At 61.7% G+C, this 20,379-nt stretch carries 16 protein-coding genes; 8 read left to right on the forward strand and 8 right to left on the reverse strand.

Features of this window, described 5'->3' with window-relative positions; genetic code table 11:
- Window positions 1-28 precede the first annotated feature (28 nt).
- Both PLJ71_00500 and PLJ71_00505 read left to right on the forward strand, forming a co-directional pair.
- Window positions 29-772, forward strand: coding sequence for a PilZ domain-containing protein (locus tag PLJ71_00500; GenBank protein HQM47130.1), 744 nt, complete (start codon window positions 29-31; stop codon window positions 770-772).
- Entirely contained in the window at window positions 769-3,399 is a 2,631-nt protein-coding gene (locus tag PLJ71_00505; protein HQM47131.1) for a PEP/pyruvate-binding domain-containing protein, read from the forward strand. Before PLJ71_00500 ends, PLJ71_00505 begins: the two co-directional genes overlap by 4 nt.
- A 70-nt stretch (window positions 3,400-3,469) precedes the next feature.
- On the opposite strand, the gene PLJ71_00510 is transcribed toward PLJ71_00505, so the two are convergent.
- The 5 genes from PLJ71_00510 to PLJ71_00530 form a co-directional block, all read right to left on the reverse strand.
- Complete coding sequence (locus tag PLJ71_00510) at window positions 3,470-4,078, reverse strand: DUF2239 family protein (protein ID HQM47132.1); 609 nt, start codon at window positions 4,076-4,078, stop codon at window positions 3,470-3,472.
- A 158-nt stretch (window positions 4,079-4,236) separates the two neighbouring features.
- Window positions 4,237-5,151 (reverse strand): hypothetical protein, encoded by a 915-nt coding sequence (locus PLJ71_00515; protein HQM47133.1) that lies wholly within the window; start codon window positions 5,149-5,151, stop codon window positions 4,237-4,239.
- 186 nt (window positions 5,152-5,337) lie between these two features.
- Window positions 5,338-6,237 carry a hypothetical protein gene (locus PLJ71_00520; GenBank protein HQM47134.1) on the reverse strand — a complete coding sequence of 300 codons (900 nt, stop codon included), beginning with the start codon at window positions 6,235-6,237 and terminating at the stop codon, window positions 5,338-5,340.
- A 35-nt stretch (window positions 6,238-6,272) separates the two neighbouring features.
- On the reverse strand, window positions 6,273-7,898 hold the full coding sequence (gene gpmI, locus PLJ71_00525; protein HQM47135.1) for a 2,3-bisphosphoglycerate-independent phosphoglycerate mutase: 1,626 nt from the start codon (window positions 7,896-7,898) through the stop codon (window positions 6,273-6,275).
- Between the two features lie 169 nt (window positions 7,899-8,067).
- Complete coding sequence (locus PLJ71_00530; protein ID HQM47136.1) at window positions 8,068-9,066, reverse strand: nucleoside hydrolase; 999 nt, start codon at window positions 9,064-9,066, stop codon at window positions 8,068-8,070.
- Window positions 9,067-9,414: 348 nt separating this feature from the next.
- Between PLJ71_00530 and PLJ71_00535 the strand changes: the two genes are divergently transcribed.
- The 5 genes from PLJ71_00535 to PLJ71_00555 all read left to right on the forward strand — a co-directional run bounded on the left by PLJ71_00535 (window position 9,415) and on the right by PLJ71_00555 (window position 14,867).
- Window positions 9,415-10,968, forward strand: a complete 1,554-nt coding sequence (locus PLJ71_00535; GenBank protein HQM47137.1) for a DegQ family serine endoprotease — start codon at window positions 9,415-9,417, stop codon at window positions 10,966-10,968.
- 149 nt (window positions 10,969-11,117) lie between these two features.
- Window positions 11,118-11,609 carry a CYTH domain-containing protein gene (locus PLJ71_00540; GenBank protein HQM47138.1) on the forward strand — a complete coding sequence of 164 codons (492 nt, stop codon included), beginning with the start codon at window positions 11,118-11,120 and terminating at the stop codon, window positions 11,607-11,609.
- Window positions 11,610-11,784: 175 nt separating this feature from the next.
- Window positions 11,785-12,975 carry an amino acid aminotransferase gene (locus PLJ71_00545; GenBank protein ID HQM47139.1) on the forward strand — a complete coding sequence of 397 codons (1,191 nt, stop codon included), beginning with the start codon at window positions 11,785-11,787 and terminating at the stop codon, window positions 12,973-12,975.
- A 110-nt stretch (window positions 12,976-13,085) separates the two neighbouring features.
- Window positions 13,086-14,435: a GDSL-type esterase/lipase family protein gene (locus tag PLJ71_00550; GenBank protein HQM47140.1), complete on the forward strand. Its 1,350-nt coding sequence runs from the start codon at window positions 13,086-13,088 to the stop codon at window positions 14,433-14,435.
- A 33-nt stretch (window positions 14,436-14,468) separates the two neighbouring features.
- Window positions 14,469-14,867 carry a translation initiation factor gene (locus PLJ71_00555; GenBank protein HQM47141.1) on the forward strand — a complete coding sequence of 133 codons (399 nt, stop codon included), beginning with the start codon at window positions 14,469-14,471 and terminating at the stop codon, window positions 14,865-14,867.
- A gap of 134 nt (window positions 14,868-15,001) precedes the next feature.
- Here PLJ71_00555 and PLJ71_00560 read toward each other — a convergent pair whose 3' ends face one another.
- Window positions 15,002-15,571 carry a thioredoxin family protein gene (locus tag PLJ71_00560; protein ID HQM47142.1) on the reverse strand — a complete coding sequence of 190 codons (570 nt, stop codon included), beginning with the start codon at window positions 15,569-15,571 and terminating at the stop codon, window positions 15,002-15,004.
- A 244-nt stretch (window positions 15,572-15,815) separates the two neighbouring features.
- On the opposite strand from PLJ71_00560, the gene ispH reads away from it, so the two are divergent.
- A complete protein-coding gene (gene ispH, locus PLJ71_00565; GenBank protein ID HQM47143.1) occupies window positions 15,816-16,736 on the forward strand; it encodes a 4-hydroxy-3-methylbut-2-enyl diphosphate reductase in 921 nt (306 codons plus the stop codon).
- Between the two features lie 63 nt (window positions 16,737-16,799).
- Here ispH and PLJ71_00570 read toward each other — a convergent pair whose 3' ends face one another.
- Together PLJ71_00570 and PLJ71_00575 are read right to left on the reverse strand one after the other, a co-directional pair.
- On the reverse strand, window positions 16,800-18,335 hold the full coding sequence (locus PLJ71_00570) for a sodium/solute symporter (protein HQM47144.1): 1,536 nt from the start codon (window positions 18,333-18,335) through the stop codon (window positions 16,800-16,802).
- 40 nt (window positions 18,336-18,375) lie between these two features.
- Entirely contained in the window at window positions 18,376-20,355 is a 1,980-nt protein-coding gene (locus PLJ71_00575; GenBank protein HQM47145.1) for an NPCBM/NEW2 domain-containing protein, read from the reverse strand.
- Between the last annotated feature and the right edge of the window lie 24 nt (window positions 20,356-20,379).

A 20,379-nucleotide genomic window follows, 5' to 3' on the forward strand; every position in this document is an offset into this window, starting at 1 on the left:
GATACGTCGACACAGCGAGGGAGCAGCCGTGACATCACCGCTGGCCAAAGGCAAGGCGGCGTTCGTGCGCTATTGGGAAGAGCGCAAACCGGTGACCATTCTTGAGGTGTGCCGGGACACCGTTGCCGTAACGCTGCCGCAAGGGCCTTTGCCGGCGGAGAGGGTGGGCGTGACCCTGGAAATTCCCACGCTGGACGGTCTTGTCTGCTACCACACCCATGTCGCTATTGCCCCCCGTGCTGGAGACGACGTATTGCTGCTCCGGCGCTCCGCCAGCGTTAAGCGGTTTGACCGGCGGGCCACGTGGCGCGTGCCGCTGCACACGCGCACCCGGGTTTCGCGCCCGGGCGAACCGCGTTCGTTTCCGGCGGTCGTGGTGGACGTGAGCGCCCAAGGCGCGCAGCTCTTCACGAGCGGGCATTTCGAGCTTGCCGAGACGATCTCGTTTCGGCTGCATCTTCCCGAGGAATTGCCCCGCCAGGTTTTCGCGAAAGTGGTACGCTCGATGGCGGAGTGCTGCGACGGGCAGGCCGCTTGCACCCTTGGCGTCCTTTTCCAGGACCTTTCCAGACCCGCGCGCAAGGCATTGACTTTCTATATCTGGAGACGCCTTCAGGAGCTTTTCCCGCGCGAAACGCACATGTTGTTCCGGAGAAGCCGCGAGAGCGAGATCGAGCTCCGCCTCGGATTGAATCGCACGCCCGGCGACAACGGGCCGCCGGAGGGGGGCAAAACAGCGATTCCCAGGGAGGGAACCAAGGAGTCGCCATGAGCCCCATGGATGGGATCTTCAGCACCGGCATCCCTGAACTGGACCGCGTACTGTGCGGCATCCGTCCGGGGGACAATATCGTGTGGGAGGTGGAGTCGATCGCCGACTACGCGAGGCTGGTCAAGCCCTTCGTTGAAACTGCGCTCGAACAAGGCCGCCGGATTCGATACTTCCGGTTTGCGCGCCACGAACCCCTCGTTCAGCCCTACGAGGGGGTCGAGGTTGTGCATCTTGACCCACAAGCGGGGTTCGAGACGTTTCTCGACGGCATCCACCAGGTGATCGAGGCTGCAGGAAGAGGGGCGTATCATATCTTCGACAGTCTGTCGGACCTCACAGCGGACTGGTACTGCGACCAGATGGTGGGCAACTTCTTCCTGCTCACGTGCCCGTATCTGTATGAACTCGATACGGTGGCCTATTTCGCGCTGTTGCGCAGGTTCCACTCGTCGTTTGCGACCGTCCCCATCTCGCAAACCGCGCAGATTCACCTTGAGGTGTATCACAGAGGCGACAAACTCTATGTGCACCCGCTGAAGGTCGATGACCGCAGTTCGCCTACGATGTACCTCTTGCACGAACTCGACGGGGAGACGGTCCGCCCCGTGTTTGAAAGCCACACCATTTCCGAGATCCTGACGTCGAGCCCGCGTTCGGCATTGGGCCTCTCGCAGTATCATTTGGGAGTGTGGGCGCGCACCTTTGTGCAGGCCGAGGCATTGCTCGAGCAGGTCCGGGCGGGCATTGCATCGCCGGCCGCCGTTCAAGCCATGTTTGAACGGCTGCTGCGCATGGCCATCTCGCGCGATGAACGCGTGCTGAAGCTTGCCGCCAAGTATTTCAGTCTCGAAGACATGGTAGCCATCGGCAAACGGCTGCTGGGCACGGGCCTCATCGGCGGGAAATCCGTCGGGATGCTGCTTGCCCGGGCCATTCTCGAACGGGCGGCCCCCCACTGGAAAGACCGCCTCGAGGTGCACGATTCTTTCTATATTCCGTCAGACGTTTTCTACACCTTCCTGGTTCGCAACGGCTGCTGGAAGATTCGTAAACGGCAGCTCAAGTCGAAAGACTACCTCGAGGGCGCCGAAGAAGCGCGCCAGTTGATCCTGGCAGGCACGTTCCCGCCGTACATCGAGAAGCGGTTCGAGGATATGCTGGACTATTTCGGCCAATCCCCGATTATCGTGCGTTCGAGCAGTCTTCTCGAGGACAATTTCGGCAATTCCTTCGCGGGCAAGTACGAAAGCGTGTTCTGCGCCAACCAGGGCTCGCGCGAGGAACGGCTCGAAAAGTTCATGGTGGCGGTCAAGACCGTGTATGCGAGCACCATGAGCAAACCGGCGCTTACCTACCGCGCACGGTTCAACCTGATTCATCGCGACGAACAAATGGCCCTCCTCATACAACGCGTGTCGGGGGGGCAGCATGGGTCGTTCCATTTCCCGCAGATTGCCGGCGTCGGGTATTCCTTCAACCCGTATGTGTGGGATCCGAACATCGATCCCAAAGCCGGGATGTTGCGTCTGGTGTTCGGGCTCGGCACCCGGGCCGTGGACCGGTCCGACGACGATTACACGCGGCTGGTGGCCCTCAATGCTCCCGAGAGACGCCCCGGCGCGGAATCGGAAGACCTTACCCGGCACTCGCAACACAAAGTGGATGCCATTGATCTGGAGAACAACACGCTCACTACAACCGATTTCAGCGAGGTCTGCGAAGAGGCGCGGAGTGTGCCCGTACACCTCTTCGCGACGCGCGACCTGCGCATCGAGCGTATGGCCCGCGAAAGGGGCATGCGGGCCGTTGCGCCAAACGTGCTCACGTTTGACGGTCTTCTGAAAAAGACCGCGTTTGTGGAACATATGCGCGAGATGCTCTCGATATTGGAGGAGGCCTACGAAACACCCGTGGATATCGAGTTCACCGCGAACTTCATTTCGGACGACGCGTACAAGCTCAACCTGGTACAGTGCCGCCCGCTGCAGATAAAGGGCAACGGACGGGAACTGGCCCCGGCCGCCAAGATCGACCCGGCAGACCTGTTGCTCGAGGTCCATGGCCCCGTGATCGGCCACAGCCGTCTCGACGCCATCGACCGGATCATCTATGTCGTGCCGTCCCTGTACGGCCAGATGCCCGTAAAGGAGCGCTATGCGGTCGCGCGCCTGATTGGACTTCTCAACCATCTCACCGAACAGAGCGACAACCCGCCCATCACCATGCTGCTGGGCCCCGGCCGCTGGGGAACCACGACGCCGTCGCTGGGCATTCCCGTCAACTTCTCCGAGATCAACACCGTATCCGTCCTGTGCGAGATTGTGGCCATGCGCGAGGACTTGGTACCCGATTGCTCCTTTGGCACGCATTTCTTCAGCGAACTGGTCGAGATGGACATGCTCTACATGGCGCTCTTGCCCACTCACAAGGGGAATTTCCTGAACGAGCGCTTCTTCAAGGGCACCCCGAGCGTATTGACGCGTCTGGTGCCCGAAGCCGAAGAACTCGAACCCATCGTGCGCGTCATTGACGTCGCGGAGTTGCCCAGCGGCCGGCTGGTGAAGATTCATGCTGACACGTTGCGACAACGTCTGATGTGCTATCTTGAGACGCCCCTGCCGGAGTGAACTTCCGGGTGGCTCGTCTCAGGGAAGTTCCAACGCGGCGGCGGTCCGCCAAAAGCTTGCAGAACAGGCGCTACCCCCATACCGCCAGCGAAAGTTTCCGGGCATGGCCGCGGATATCGGCGGGCCAGGAATCAGTGAAATCGTTGAAGCGGGCCGCATCGCGCGCATACAGCGACCTCGCGGCTTCCTCGAAACCGGGCAGGTTGCCGGCCATGGCGGCCATGAACCGGTACGTCGTTTCCTGCGCATGACGCACTTTGTCCCGCTCGATGTTGGCGCGCCGCGCTTCCTCGACAAGTTTCCGAAGCGTCACCGAGGCGCCGCCCGGCTGGCTGTTCAGCCAGTCCCAGTGCCGCGGCAACAAGGTCACTTCCCGGGCGATGACTCCCAGCCGGGGACGGCCCGGTCCCCGCGGAGCGGCCGGGTCCATCTCCGGTGTTTGGACGGCCGGCCCTGATTCCGCTGCCGATGTCTCCAGTTTCGCCAGGACGTCCGCCACGCTGCCGCGGAAGTCCACTTCCACAAGCTCACTGGTGTAATCGTCAAAGATCAGAATGGACGCTTTCTCATCCCGGTCCATGGCCTCTTTCACCTTCCCAACGACATCCGCCAGAGCGCCTGACGCAATACACCGGCTGCCTTCAAACGCCGTACACTGTTGAACCGCGTGTACCTCCATCCCGAGAGCTCCTTCTAGTTTTGCGAGCGGGAGTATATGCCCGGGTAAAACAGGAAGTCAATTTTACCCGGACAAAACTTCTGCCGGCCCCAAACACAGCGCCCGGTCTTGCCCCGGAGGTCATACCGCGACATGAGGAAAGCTCGGCAGGGCCCGAATCATGGCGGGGAATTCCGGGTGAGCTGGCGCAGACGCGCATCGTCGCCGGCAAGGAAGTCAGGGACGATGTCCATGGGTCCGCGTTCGACGAGGCCCGATAGTGTCTGGATGTTGATGTCGGGCTTCGCGGAATCCAGCGCGAGGGGAAGCCAGTAGAGGCCTTTGATAAGGCCGGCTTCGTAACCGTTCCCTGCGGAGGTCAGGCGCACCGTGCCCGGCTCGACCGCATCCAGGCGAAGCAGGGCGAGAGCATCCTTCCCTTTCGCTGCGTCGTCCATCCCGCCGCCTGAAATGCCTCCGATGGCAACAGGCATGCCATGAGGGCCCGGGCCGGAGGAAATCCCGCCCACGCCCAAGTAATAGGGGCCGTGACATGCCACCGTGCGGGGCAGTGCAATGAGCGTTTCGCAGGGCTCGCCTTTGAGCCAGCCGACGGTGAATGCCACGGAGACTTCTTTTCCAGCCCAGGGGGCGGCGTCAACAAGCCAGGGATGCCAACCGGGTTTCGTGAGTTCGCATTGAAACGCGCGATACCCGTCAACGGCAACGGTGAGGTCGATTCTGCCAACGTTCTGCTCTGTCCAACCGGGCACCCCCAGATAGAAGCTCAAGAAGACGCGCGCAAGGTCCCCGTAGCGCTCGGACTGCGGCATAGGGGGAATGATCACGCTTTCCAGCCTGGCACAGGCGGTACGTTTCGACCAATTCGCTTGTTCGGACGTTGCCAAGCGGATGACGGGGAACTGCATCTCGCTGTTACCACATGGAATGAACGCCGCTTCAGCCATCCGTTCTTCGCTTGGCATGAAACAAGTGCCGTTGACACTGACGTTCTGGAGTTTGGCAGTGGTGTTCTGGGCCGGAACCAGCGCAAACACCGCCAGCAACACCAAAGACCAGCACGTCCCTCGCATCCCACGGCCCTCCGGTTGGTCAAAGCCCCGATCTTGTCCGACTCGCTGTGACGTGGTCTCCTGGACCACGCCACTCTTGCGAACGCCAGGTCTCCCCAAAACGGATTCGATTAACGGACCGCCCTTCAATGGCCTCACGTGCGGCATCGCCCGCTACTGGAGTCATTCGGAGTTCGTCCCAGCACGTCAATCCTTCACCTCAAAACCGATTTTCCCCAGTTGGCCGAAGTCGGCGAGGTAGTGTCCGGGTTCGGCGGGGAGGATTTTTCCCAGTGCCCCGTTGGTGAGCACGTGGCCGCGGCGAATGGTGTATCCGTTCCTGACGATGTCGTTGACGGACTTGAGAAGGGTTTGCATCTGCCCGCCGGCGGCGTCGGCGCCCGTAGCGGAGTTGATGGTCTGGCCGTCGCGTGTCAGGGTGATGGCGAGTGCATCGACGTCGAGCGTGGCGGGATCGAGCGCGGTTGAGCCGACGATCATCTCTTTGGCGTTGCCGTTCCATGCCGCAGTGTCCACTGCGGTTCCGGGCTGTTTTTCCTCGGTAGCGCCGCCGGGCAGTTCGACCACGGCTACGACGTGCTTAATGTGCCGCCGCAGGGTCTCGATATCCGGCACGGGTTCGGAGATGGGCGCGTTGAACCGGTATCCGATCTCGGCCTCGATATGGCGGTTGGGGTAAGCGGCGAGATCGACGACGACCTTGTCGTCGGCGCGGAGCAGGCCCGAACGCGGGACCACCCCGATGAGGGGCCTGTCAATGCCGAGCTGGGCCTGGCCTTCCCGGCCGACTACCGCCGCTTTGAATCCGCCGATCTTGTCGGTCTTGGCGAACCGTGCCACGAATTGTTTCTGGACGGCGTATCCGTCGGCAAGGGTGGCTTCGGAATGAGCCGCGCTGAGCTGGGGCATGGGCTTGCCGCTTTCCCACGCGGCGTGAATGCGCGCGGCGAACTCGTCAATCCATGCGGGGACTGCCTTCTGGGCGGCCGTTGCCAGTCCGGCCACCGCGACCAGCAACAATGCCGCGGCAAGAAAGCTTCGGGCCATGCGTGGGGACGACCTGTGGTGACCTTTGAACGGGTTCATTGGTTTTCCTCCTTGCGTCCGCGGCGCGCGGATCGTCAGCCCAGGGTGACCAGCGAGGGGTCGTAGTCGTCCGGCTTTTCGTAGCCCAGCAGGTTCAGCAGGGTCGCGGCGACATTGCTCAACCCGGGGTCCTTGACGCCGCTCATCGTGATCGTGTTGGCTTCCGAGAAATCCTTGATGATGAACGGCACGGGATTCAACGTGTGCGCCACCATGGGATCTCGTTTGCCCTTCTTTTCGGTCCACATGCAGTCGGCATTGCCGTGGTCCGCGGTGACGATCAGGATGCCCTTGGCCGCCCGCACCACGGGGAGGATGCGGCGCAGGCCAAGGTCAACGGATTCCACCGCGATACGCACGGAGATCGGCACGCCCGTGTGGCCGACCATATCGCCGTTGGCGAAGTTGAGACGGATGAATTTCCGGTCGCCCTTCCGAATCTGCGCGATGACCGCGTCGGTGATGTCGGCGGCTTTCATCCAGGGCCGTTGATCGAAGGGGACCTTATCGGAGGGGACCTCGTCGTACTTTTCGAATCTCGCGTCGATGTAGCCCGAATTGTTGCCGTTCCAGAAATAGGTAACGTGCCCGTATTTCTGAGTTTCGGAGATGGCGTACGAGGTGACCCCCGCCGCGCACAGGTATTGGCCGATGGTCTTGTCGATGGCGGGCGGCTCCACCAGGAAATTCCTTGGGATGTGGGCATCGCCGTCGTACTCCATCATGCCCGCATAGAACACGTTAGGTACCCGCTGACGGTCGAAGCCGCTGAAATCCTGCTGCTCGAACGCCATCGAGATCTCGATGGCCCGGTCGCCCCGGAAATTGAAGAACACCACCGCGTCGCCGTCTTGGATAGTCCCGGCGGGTTTGCCGTTCTCGGCGATGACGAAACTGGGCAGATACTGGTCGGTGACGTCGGGATCTTCCGCATAGTATGTCTTGACGGCTTCGCTGGCCGAGGCAAACTGCCGGCCTTCGCCGAGGACGTGGGCTTTCCAGCCGCGCTCGACGACCGTCCAGTCCGCGAAATAGCGGTCCATGGTAGTGACCATGCGGCCGCCGCCGGAACCGATGCGGTAGTCTTTTCCGTCTTTGCTCAGGGCCGCCAGCCTGGCCTCGAGGGGCTCGACATAGTCTAGGGCGCTCTTTTCGCCCACGTCACGCCCGTCCATCAGGGGATGCACGCGCACGCGCGGCATGCCGTCGTGGGCGCAACGATCGATGAGGGCGTACAACTGCTTGATGTGGCTGTGCACGTTGCCGTCCGACAGGAGTCCGATGAAATGGACGGTCCCGCCGTTGGCCGCACGCTCTTTTATGGATTGCCACGCCGCGCCGGCGAAGATTTTGCCCGATTGGATTGCTTCGTTGACCAGGCGCGCGCCCTGCGAGAAGACGCGGCCCGCGCCCAGGGCATTGTGCCCGACTTCCGAGTTGCCCATGTCGTCATCCGTGGGCAGTCCGACCGCTTTACCGTGGGCTTTCAACTGCATGTAGAGCGGTTCCTTGAACAACTCGTCCAGAACGGGGGTATACGCCATGTGCACGCCATCGGATTCGTCGCGTTTGCCAATGCCGACGCCGTCCATGATGACCAGGACCACCGGGCCGGGGAACGCGTTGTATTTCGCCAGTTTCTTGAGACTCAGTTTGCTCATCGGTCTTCCTTGATTTCAGGGGTTGGGGCCGGGATGCGCAAGTTTACCGGGTACGGGGGGGGCGATCAAATCGAATGGCGGAGATAAGCGCTTGCCCCCGGAAAAACGGGATTTACATAGCCGCTGGGGCACGGCGCCCGGCGCATATCCCGGCCCTCTGGCCTTTCCGTCAATTCTTGAATGACTCAAGAGCCTGTTTGAGCGCGGCGAGCATCTCGGCGCGATATTCTTCGCCGGGCTTGTCGATGTGAAACACCTTCATGGGATGCCCCACGCCCACCGGGCCGACGGTTGTGCGTCCCGATGGCTCGACCTGAACCCCGGCTTCGCGAAAAGAGCAGGTCGTGCAGGAACGGCCCGCGGCGTGGAGAAACGCTCCCGTGCACCACATGCGCCGTTCCTGTTGCCAGATGCCGCGGCGCACGTCATCGGGAATGGGTTCATCGAGGGCTTTGATGGGGTCCTGCTGGGCAGGGTCGGCCTTGGTGAGGGCATAGGCGAAAAAGCGCTGGATTTCGGGGGCGGCATCATCGAGGGCTTCGGCATGAGTGAATTGCCAGAGCGATTCGTAGCCATCCACACCGAAACAGGGCACCAGGTATATCGGGAGACCGCTGTTCAGAACACGGACGTAGGCGTGGGGGTCGATCTCAACGTTGTATTCCTTCTCGCCGCCCGAATGGCCGGCGTTGACGTAGAGCCGGGCGATCTTGTCGCGGCACAAGCCTTCGTTGCGGTTCAGGGCGGCCGCTACGTCGCGGAGGCTGCCCGTCGTGAACACGGTGATGGGTTCCGGACTTTCAGCGAGCGCCCGAAGGATGAGGCCGACTCCGCGCTGAGCCTGTTCGGGCTGGCCTCGGCCCGTATCTTCCGGCGACGCCAGGCATTCGACCAATCCTGTCGCGAAGGGGACTTCCCTGCCGGTCAAATGCATCATTTGCCGCAGCGCGACGAGCCCCGGCCGGTCCTTGCCGATCGGCCCGAGGTCGAAAACCACTCCGCGCAGGTCGAATTCCGGCATTCCGAAAAGCGTTGCGACATCGAAGTGGTCGTCGGGGTCGGCGTGGGGATGCAGCAGGTCGGTGGTGTATAGGAGCGGCACCGCCCCGCTGACGGAAGCCGCTAACCCGAATGTTATCGCGGCCAGTAACCCATGTATCTTGCGCATGATATGTTTCCTTGCAGGTTGGCCGCGACTATGCCGTATTTGCCGCCGCATATCAACCGTTCGCATGCGTCGGGGCATTCAGGGAGCGTTGCCCCCGAAAAGTGTTTCAAGAGTCGACAGCGGTGGTCTGAATTGAGGCACGGGAGTCTCGTATAAGTCAGATTGGTGGATTGCAGCGCCTCGCCCGATCTCGCTAACTCATTGATTAGAATGATCTTATGGTTATTTGGCTTCTTTGGCACGCATCCTGCGTCAAGCTAAGTAAAAAGGTCCGGTCACGTGTATTCAAAGCCGAAAAGTACCCTTTTCGAGTCCAAGAGGACACATGACGGAAAAGGAGAAGAGATTATGTGGCACAAAGCGAAACGCATTTTGCTGGCCGCGGCACTTGCGGTTGCAGTATTGGGAGTTTTTGCGGTACCGCTGCTCGTGTTCGAGCCGTCGAGCAACGCCGTTTACGGCGCCGACACATCCGAAGCTATCCAAACGCTTAAAGACTTCGGCGACACCTTCGCGCAGGTTGCGGAAACCGCCTCTCCGGCGGTGGTGTCTATCCAGGTGACCGGCGAGGTCACATCACCGCAGATGCAAATGGGGGATTTTCCGAACATGTTCCCCGATGACCTGTTGGAGTTCTTTTTTGGTCCAAGGGGATTCGGCCGCCAGCTCCCGCAGCGCAAGGGACAAGCGCCCGAGGGCCGGCAGTGGCCTCGGGAAGTTCCCATGGGCCAGGGCAGCGGGTTCATCATCGACCCGGACGGTTACATCGTGACGAACAACCACGTTGTGGGCGAGGTGGACGGCGCGAAGATCACCGTAAAGCTCTCCGATGGCCGTGAATTCGAGGCCAAAATGGTGGGCAACGATCCGAAGACCGATGTGGCTTTGATCAAGGTCGAGGCGGGTGGTCTCCCGTCGCTCCGGCTCGGCGATTCCGACGCGACTAAAGTGGGCGAATGGGTACTGGCGATTGGCAACCCCTTCGGACTTTCGCACACGGTCACCGCGGGCATCGTCAGCGCTCGTGGGCGCGGCGACGTGGGCATCGGCGACTCCGCCGATTTCTACTCCGATTTCATCCAGACCGACGCCGCGATTAACCCGGGCAACTCGGGCGGTCCTTTGATCAATCTTGACGGCGAAGTGGTTGGCATGAACACCGCGATCTACAGCCGGACGGGCGGCTCGATGGGCATAGGGTTCGCCATTCCCGTCAACATGATCAAGTACGTCGAGACCCAGCTTCGCGATAAGGGCACGGTTACCCGCGGGCAACTCGGTGTGGGCATTCAACCGCTGACCAAAGAACTTGCCGAGAGCTTTGGTGTCGATGAGGGGAAAGGCATCCTCATCGGGCAGGTCATGGAAGGTACCGGGGCCGACAAGGCGGGCCTCAAGCAGGGCGATATTATCGTCGAGTACAACGGCCAGCCCGTCGGCGACCTGAACTCGTTCCGAAGCCGCATAGCCAGTACCGCGCCGGGTACGGACATTCAGTTGGTGGTGCTCCGCGACGGCAAGCGCATTGAGAAGAGCGTCACCATCGGCACGCTGGACGAAAAGGCCGTGGAAGCGGCGGCGCCTGGCGGCGGCCCCGGCGGCCCCGCGAAAATCGAGAAGGACATCGGGGTCACGGTCCAGAATCTTACGGACGACGTGGCTGCCGAGCTTGGCTACGAGGGCGAACAAGGCGTGGTGGTGAGCGCCGTCGAGCCCGGAAGTCCCGCGGAGATGGCGGGTATGCAGTCCGGCAACCTCATTCAGGAAGTGAACCGCACGAAGGTCAGCAATATCGATCAATTCCAGGAGGCCATGGAGAAGGCGGGCAAGAAAGGAACCGTGCTTCTTCTGGTTTCCGATGGTCAGTATTCACGCTATGTGGCGTTGCGCCTAGCGAAATAGTGGAAGGCTGCAGTCTGTAGAGGCTTCCTCCCAACCCGTCAGTCCCCCCCTGACGAAGGGCGGCCCCTCCCCCCGGGGCCGCCCCCTGTTTTTGCGCCGTTGAGCCCCCTCCGAAAAAGCGCTAAGATTATCGCGGTGGAGCAGCGGGTGTGAACCAGGAGCTAAGAAGCCTCGTGGGTACGGAAATCGAACGGAAATTCCTTGTGACCAGCGATGCGTGGCAGGAATCCGCCTTGGACGGGGTCTCGATCCTGCAAGGTTACATCACGACGGGTCCGCCCATAGCCGTGCGTGTGCGTCTTGCCGGAGAGAATGCGACTCTGAACCTCAAGAAATCCACCGTTGATATCGCGCGCGACGAGTTCGAATACCCCATCCCCATTGGCGAAGCCGCTCAGTTGCTGGGCCATTTCTGCGTGGGTCACGCGATCCAGAAACGCCGTTACAAGGTCGACTACAAGGGGTTCACGTGGGATGTGGACGTTTTCGAGGGTTCGAACGAGGGTCTTGTTGTAGCCGAGATCGAGCTTGAGTCAGAAGACCAGCCGTTCGAACTTCCGCCATGGGTGGGGAAAGAAGTCTCCGGCGATCCGCGCTACCTCAACACGAGCCTGTCGGTCCGTCCGTACCAGGAGTGGTAGAGGGTTCGCCCCTCGCCTCGCAATTTTCCGGCGTTGCGCAGAAACCTCTTTTCCGCGGCGCACGATTTCGGTATGATCCCGCCCACTGTCGGCCAAGCGGGCAGGGTGTGCGCATCGGGGACGACGGTCCGTGGGCCGAAGCACCTGGAGACGATGGAAGAAAGAGAGGAGCACTATGTTCGAGAATCTGAAAATGGCGCCGCCGGACGCCATTTTGGGACTGACCGCCGCATTCAAGGAAGACCCGAATCCGCGCAAAATCAATCTGGGCGTGGGTGTGTACCAGGACGCGAACGGGAGGACGCCGGTCTTGCCGTCGGTGCAGGCGGCGGAGGAGCGGTTGCTCGATGCGGGTCCGATCGAGGGGTATCTGCCCATCGATGGAGCTCCGGATTACGCGTCGCTGGTGCAGGCTCTTGTTTTCGGCGCTGGCCACGGGGCCGTTTCGGAGAAGCGCGCGGCCACCTCGCATACACCGGGCGGCACGGGCGCGCTCCGTGTCGCGGCTGATTTCATCAAGGCGGTATTCCCCGGAGCGAAAATCTGGATGAGCGAGCCGACCTGGGCCAACCACGGGAGCATTTTTGAAGCGGCCGGGGTCGCCACCGCCATGTATCCGTACTACGACGCCGCCGCGCACGGGCTCGCGTTTGACGCGATGGCAGCGGCGCTGACACAGGTTCCGAGGAACGACGCGGTGCTGCTGCATGGCGGCTGCCACAATCCCACCGGCGTCGACCCATCGGCCGAGCAATGGCAACGGCTTTCCGAGCTGTGCGGCGAGGCCGGCTGGTTGCCCTTCTTCGATTTCGCCTACCAGGGCCTGGGGGAAGGGCTCGAGGAAGACGCCGTTGGCGTTCGCACGTTCGCTGTGCCCGGCCGCGACATGCTGGTTGCTTCGAGTTTCTCGAAGAATTTCGGACTGTATTGCCAGCGCGTCGGAGCACTCACGCTGGTGGGGTCGACGGCGGAGGCCGCGAAGACAGCCCAGAGCCACGTCAAGCGGTGCATCCGGGCGAACTACTCGAATCCGCCCGCCCACGGCGCGCGTCTTGTGGTGACCGTGTTGAGCGATCCCGAGCTGCACAGCAGGTGGGAACAGGATGTGAAGGACATCCGCGACCGCATCAATGCGATGCGGGAGCTGTTCGTGGAGACCCTCAAAGCCAAGGGCGTGCGCCAGGATTTCTCGTTCATCAAGGAGCAGAAGGGCATGTTCTCGTTTTCGGGGCTCAGCAAGGAACAGGTGGACGTGCTCCGCGAGAAGTATGCGGTCTACATTGTGGGTTCCGGACGGATCAACGTGGCGGGCATGACTGAATCGAATATGGATTATCTGTGTGCCGCTATCGCGGATGTGCTGTAAGTTCTTGGTTTTGACGCCGGGCAATTCGTTCTGGCGCCCGTGCCTGCGATATAGTGTCGGGTGCCGCATGGCGCCAATGTCTGCAACATGGTTTATATGAGGGAACTGAGATGACGCTCGCGATTGTCGTTGCCGCTTCTGCTCTTGCCGCCGCCAATGTGCCTGTGCCGGAGGGCGGTTTCCCCGTACAGATAACAGGTCCTTGGACCATCGAGATCGGGCCGGGCAAGGCCGACACGCCAGCGGGGGTGCGCGAATTGTCCCGGGGCGTGCCGCTGAACATCGCCCCCGTCGAAATGGTGCAGGTGCGCGCCGAGGAACACAAACCGCTGCCGGTATTCAATCCCAATACCGGCAATTGGAGGCGCGGCGACAAACTGCGGCAGCTTATCGCGGAAGAATGCACAGGCACGGGGCTTGTCGTGCCGCCGAGTATCCGAATCACGCTGGAGCCGAACGGCGCTGAAGCATTGGCGAAGGACACTGACTACATTGTAGACGCTTTTTGGGCGCAGATCGGCCGTATCGAGGGCGGCGGCATTGGTCCCGAGCAGGCCGTCTACGTTGATTACGATTATTACCCCACGCGCCTGGACAGCATCTTCGTGGACGCCTCCGGCAACGTGCGTGTGGCGCCGGGAGAACCGGGCATCGGAAATATTTACCCCCCCGAGCCGGGACCGGGCGAGGCAGCGGTGTGCACTATCTGGCACAACGGCATCATGGACGGTCTGCAGCCCGAGAACGTGTTTCCCATCGAGTTCGCGGCGAAACAGGCCGCCGCGCAGACCGTAAGCGCGGCCGAACAGTTTCTTCCCAAGACCCTGGCCAAACTCCGCAATGGCGAGCCGGTGACCATCGTCGCGTGGGGCGACAGCGTCACCAATGGCGGAGGCGTCAAGGCCGGCAAGCAGGACTTGTGGTATCAACAACAGTTTGTGACTCGGTTGAGAGCGCGTTTTTCTCAATCCGAGATCACCCTCCACACGGCGTCATGGCCGGGCGGCAACAGCGGCGGCTACATGAGCGCTCCGGCTGGCGGGCAATACGATTTCAAACGGGATGTGCTGGACAAAAAGCCCGACCTTGTCACCATCGAATTTGTAAACGATGCCTACCTCGAAGGCGATGCGTTGAAAGAGCATTATGGCAAGATTCGCGACGCGTTGCGGGCGATCCCGGCGGAGATCATTCTGATTACGCCGCACTACGTGAGGCAGGACTGGATGGGCGTGAGCACCGTCAAGGTGGATGAAGATCCGCGCCCATACGTGCGGGGGTTACGTGTTTTTGCCGCCGACAACGGCATCGCGGTGGCCGACGCTGCCAAGTTGTGGGGCGAATTGTGGCGCAAGGGCATCCCGTATCCGGTCATTCTGGCCAACGCCATCAACCATCCCGACGAACGAGGCCACGAAATGTTCGCCGATGCCCTCATGGCAGTGTTCCCGGAGAAGTGACAGCGGTTCTACTTCGAAGCAGGCAACGTCATCATGGCCAAGAAAGACACCAAATGCATCGACACCTCCCCGCCATCCGAACCTCTGCGGTCGCAACCGTTTGCTGAACTGGCCGCCCGGTTGCCGAAAGATCTGCCGAAACAAGGGCAACAACCGCAGCGGGACCCCGCCAAAGTAGAGATCATTCGTCCCCGGAAATGGCCCTATCAGGTCGCGCGCACCCGCAAAGGCGGTTACGACCTGTCCTTTGAAAGCCGGGCCAAGGGTAAAGGCGTGACGGTTCTTCGCGGGGTCTCCGGCGACGCGGAAGCGCTTCTGGCTGAGCTCAAGAAGCGGTGCGGGGCCGGAGGAACCGTGCGCGAGGACGCCATCGAGATCCAAGGCGACCACCGCAAGGCCATCGAGTTCCATTTTCGCGAACAGGGTATCTGAACCCGAGACACTGAGAGCCAGGCCGGGCAGGGGCCCAAAGGGCCCGAGAGGAATAGAAGCACGCTGCGCCGTACGGGGCTGGCGCACATGCCGTTTTTGCAGCGCCGGCGGTTATCTATTGCCCGGTCCGAATGTCATGGTGCGATGCTTGACGCGATGTCGATGAGCTGCAGGAGTTCCTCGACGACCATGCGGCGGTTGGTATCGGCCTGGTAGATGCCCGAGACCTTTTCTCGGGCCTTTGCGATGTCTCCGCATGCCTTTCCGCGCGCGATGAGTTCGCGGCACAACGCGGGCATGGGCCCCCAGTTGCCGCATTCCACGAACTTGTCGTTGAGGAACACGAACTTGGGTATAGCTTCGCCGCCGTTGGTAAGGAAGCGCGCGAAAACATCCGGGTGGTCCGCGCGATGAATGTAGCGTACCTGGAGGTTCGGAGCGGCATCCGCCAGAGCCTGTAGCACAGGCACATGGCGCACCACGTCGCCGCACCAGTCCTCGGCTATGGCCACGACGTGGACGGGGCGCGCCAGTCCATTCAGGAGCGCCTTGGTGTGGGGTTCGAACTCCTGGCCGGCCCGCAGCGCTTTCATGGTTTCCTGACGGTCGGGGTTTTCACCCCGTTTCAACCAGTCTTCGAAGTTCTTGCCGGTGGCAAAGATGGACTGCCAATCCAGGACGGGTAGAATTGGAGGTCTTGGCATGGATTCAGCTCCTTCTGGTCGCGGTCTTCTTGACAGGGTTGCATGCGCTGCCGCAAACTACCCTTCTTGGGTCTATAACACACGCGGGCAGCCCATTTGATTCCCGAGAGGCGGCGCGGGTGCGGGTGCACAGCTGTCCGCCGCCACGATGGAATAGCGTGGTTCTGGGTGATTGTTGACGCAGGAGGGCTGTTTCCGCGTACTTCCCGCGTTGAGCGGGTTTCAGCCTGTCCGAGGAGATGTAATGAAGATTCTGCTTGCTACCCCTCGCGGTTTTTGCGCAGGAGTGGAGCGTGCCATCAAGTGTGTCGAGCGCGCTCTGGAACTGTATGGCGCGCCCGTGTACGTCTTGAACGATATCGTCCACAATGAACACGTGGTCAACGAGCTGCGGGAACAGGGGGCCGTGTTTGTGAAACGGCTCGAGGATGTGCCGGCTGGCTCGCACTTGCTGTTCAGCGCCCATGGAGTGTCGCCGTCCCGCTGGGAAGAGGCCAAAGAGCGGGGCCTCGATGTCGTCGACGCTACCTGTCCGTTGGTGGCCAAGGTGCACAACGAGGCGCGCCGGTTTGCCGATAAGGACTTCACGATCATCCTGGTTGGGGAACCCGGTCACGACGAGACCATCGGCACCATGGGTTGGGCGCCGGGGCATATCATCCGCGTGTTCACTGTCGAAGAAGTGGAGAATCTGGAAGTCCCTGATCCGGAAAAGGTTGCTTATGTGACGCAAACGACCTTGAGCGTCGACGATTGCAGCCGGGTCATCGAGGCCCTCTCGAAACGCTTTCCCAAGATCGTGGGTCCCCGTTCTGGCGACATCTGTTACGCAACCCAGAACCGGCAGGCCGCGGTGAACGCCTTGTCTTCGCAGGTTGATCTTGTTCTTGTGGTGGGGGACCGCGCCAGCGCGAATTCGACGCGTCTCGCCGAGGTCTGCCTCGCCAAGGGGATCCCCGCCTACCTCATTTCGTCCGCGGAGATGATTCGTGAGGAGTGGCTGGAAGGGGTTGAATCCATCTTGCTGACTTCTGGCGCGTCGGCTCCCGAGCGGCTGGTCCAGGGAGTCATCGAGTTCTTCAAGTCCCGCGGCCCGTGTGACGTTGAAGAAGGAGAGGTGGTTCACGAGGACGTGCATTTCAAATTGCCGCCCGCGATTGCGTAGGACCGGAGGATTGCGCTCCGACAACCGGTGACGCCCGGCCCGGAAAACCATGCGTTGGCGGTTTCACCAGAAAACCGCGTAGAACAACGCCACGCCCGCAATGACGGCGATACCCGCCGCCAGCACCACGGGGGAGAGCCGCGTGTCAAATTCCTGGCGGACAGGCAACGCTTTCGGCTCTTTCAAAGGGGCCACGAGGGTAATCCCGGTCATAATCGCGATGACAAGACCGAAGGTGAGCGCCATCTGGTTGAGATAGGCGAGCCGTTCTCCCCAGACGAAGTCCAGGATGCCGTAGATGACGGGACTGCCGAGCAGGGCCGCGACGCCCGCGGCCCCGGGCGCGCGATGCACGGCAAAGCCAAATACGAACGCCGCCAGAATACCCGGCGATATGTAGCCCTGGAACTTCTGGATGAAGCTGAATACGCCGCCGAAGCGCGGGTCCGCGAGGATCGGCGCCACAAGGCACCCGAGTACCACGCACGCAAGCGTCGCCGCGCGGCCGATGAAAACGAGGCTGCGCTGAGACGCGTTCTGATTGAGGTGGCGTTTGTAGAGGTCCATGGTGAAGATGGTTGATGCGCTGTTGAGCATGGACGCGAGGGAGCTGATGACCGCCCCCGCGATCGCCGCGAAGATAAATCCGCGCAGACCCATGGGGATCAGGTTGCGGATAAGTATGGGATAAGCCTGGTCCGCTGTCTCCATCTGCCCGCCGTAGAGCTGGAGCGCCATGATGCCTGGGAATACGATGACGAAGGGTACCAGAAGCCAGAGTCCCCCGGCGAAAATGACGCCGAGCTGCCCCTGACGCAGGTTCTTGGCGGCGAGGGTCCGCTGCACGATGAATTGATTGAGGCCGCAGTAGTAGAAGTTGGGTATCCAGATTCCGGCCAGGAGGCTGGTCCACGGCAACTCGGGATGGTCGTGCGGCAGGATCATATGAAGACGCCCGGCGCTTCCTGCCAGGAATGGTTCGACGCCGCCGATTGCTTTGAATCCGAGCACCATGGTGATGAATCCGGCGGCGAGCAACGCGCCTCCCTGGAACAGGTCGGCCCACGCCACCGCCTTGAGCCCGCCCCACACGGTGTAGAGCGCCGCGATGCCGCCGATCAACCAAATTGCGTAGTGAAGCTCGAGACCAAAGATGGTTTTCAGCGTGATGCCGCCCGAGTACAGCACCGCCGTGATGGTCACGGTGACGTAGATGATGACCGTACACACCGCCATGAGAGCGCGGGCGAGCGCGTTGTAGCGGTACTCGAGGTACTCGGGCATGGTATAGAGACCGTGGCGCAGAAGCCGGGGCAGGAAGAAGAAGGCGACGAGGACGATCGCGACCGAGCCGGAAAGCTGCCAGTTGCTGACAGCCAGGCCGACAGCGCCCGCGCCCTGGCCCGCCATGCCCACAAACTGTTCGGTCGAGAGGTTTGCCGCGACAATCGAGAAGCCGATAAGGGGCCAGATCAAACCGCGGCTGGCGAGAAAGTAGTCTTCGCTGGTCCTCTCCTTCCTGCTCTTGTACATGCTGAAGGCGATGACCACGGCAAAGAATCCCAGAAAAACGGCGATGTCGAGAACACTGAGCTGCATGTGCCTGTTCTCCCCTTGTTCCCCGCGCCCGAACCGTATTCTACTTGGCGGGGCGTACCCGGAGCAGTTCGACGCCCAGACGGCCGACTTCGACGCTGAATTCTTCGTCGAATTCGCCGAGGTCCTTTTGACGCCACACGTCGCGCACGGCTTGTCTGCCCTCCAACTTGAGGTCTTTCCATCGCGCGGTCACGGTTTGCGCAATCTCCGACCGATTGAACAGTCCGACGGCTGCCGAGCCGTCCTCGAGCTTCTTTTCCCAGACCTCCCATTCCTCGCCCTCGATGACAGGATAGCCCTGGTCGCCCAAGGGGTCTTGGTTGATGTCAACCACCTCGGGATTGCACAGTACGTTGAGCGTGAATGCATCCAGGCGGCTCATGTCGCCCGTAAAGAAGAGCGGCGACGCCATCAGCACCCAGAGCGACATGTAGGAGTACTGCTGGTTGGGCGTCAGCGGGCACGGGGCGGGTTTCCAATCGCTGAGCCTGCTTCCGACGACGCCGAGCAGAAGGTAGTCGGGGTCGTTCCAGGCGCCCGGGTGGGCATATTCGCGGAAACCGGCGTTCCGCTGGGCCACGGCGTGATAACGGTCGAGTTCGAAACCCAAATCGCCCGCCGTGCGCCAGCACTGGCCGCCAACCTCCTCGCCCCATTTCCACACGTCGCCCATGCCGTACTGGCAGAGGTTGAGCACGATGTCGCGGTCGAGCGTTTTTAGAATGTCCCCCATCAGGATGTACGGTTTCTTGAGTTCCTCGAGGCTGTCGTCCTTGGCGACCTCGGAATACGAGCACCAGTCGTACTTGAGAAAATCGAAACCCCAACGGGCGTAAAGTTCGGCGTCCTGGCGCTCGTGCCCGTAGCTTCCCGCGAACCGCCCGCAGGTGAGGGGGCCGGGCGAGGTGTATAAGCCTGCTTTCAATCCCTTGGCGTGGATGTATTCAACGAGGGCGGGCATATCCGGGAAATACGAGTTTGGCAGCATGTTGCCGTTTTCGTCGCGCAGGGGCCCTACCCGGTTGGGGTCGGCGTGTTCCGGGGCGTTCATCCAGCAATCGTCGATGTTCACGTAGTGGTAGCCGGCGTCAGCCATGCCCGAGGTGACCATGGCGTCCGCGGCCTGCCGCACGATCTCGCCGGTGATGGTCTGGTAGAAGGTGTACCAATGGTTCCATCCCATGGGCGGAGTGAGCGCCAGTTTGCCGCCGACGACGATGCGGAATCCGCGCTCGACCGTCCCGCGGCCGTTTTCGGCCACGAAGGTCATGTCGTAACTTCGGGGCGTGCGGTCCGCGATCGATCCGGATATGATGCCCTGGTTCTCATCAACGGCGAGGCCGCCGGGCAAGTTCTGGACTGCAAACCGCATGGGCCGGTCGCCGGTCGCCGGGATGCGGTAGATGAAGGGCGAGCCCGGGCGCACGCCATATACCCGCGTGCCATTGATGCGCGGCTCGTTCGGCGGCGCAGGTGTGCGGATGACTTGTTCTTCCTGGGGGCGCGGGACGATTGTGGGAGCCGCGCCCGCAACGGTGAACCGGGCGTCCGCCCAGTCCACGTGGTCGTAGCTCTGGTCGTCGCCGCCCTGGCCCATGACCAGAACGAGCCGCTTCGCTCCCGCGATAGCGAGGTCGATTTCGACGGGCGGCTGGCCGCCGCGAAGCACGCCGCTCTCGAAGAGCTTCTTGTCGTCGCTGTAGATCTTGATGGTGATGCTGCCGCGGTTCAGGGTCTCGTCGTCGACGCCTGCCACGGCCTGAAACCGCTCGGCCGTTCCGTCCAGCTCGACATAGATGACCCCCGGCGCATGGGAGCCCACGCCGCGGTCGAAGGTCTTGCCGGTCATCTCAATTGTGCCGCCCACGACCGACTTGCGCGCCTGGGGTTCTCCCCATCCTTGGCGTATGGGGCTGAGGTCGAGTTCGTCCATCCACAGGGTGCGGGCTTCGGCGGCGTCCGCCGCGGGAATCAGAACGGTGGTCGCATAGAGCGCAAGAGACAGGATTGCCGGCCTCATCAGATGTCTCCCTTCAAAGGTTGG

The organism is Candidatus Hydrogenedentota bacterium (assembly GCA_035416745.1).
In the GTDB taxonomy this organism is placed as follows: domain Bacteria; phylum Hydrogenedentota; class Hydrogenedentia; order Hydrogenedentales; family SLHB01; genus UBA2224.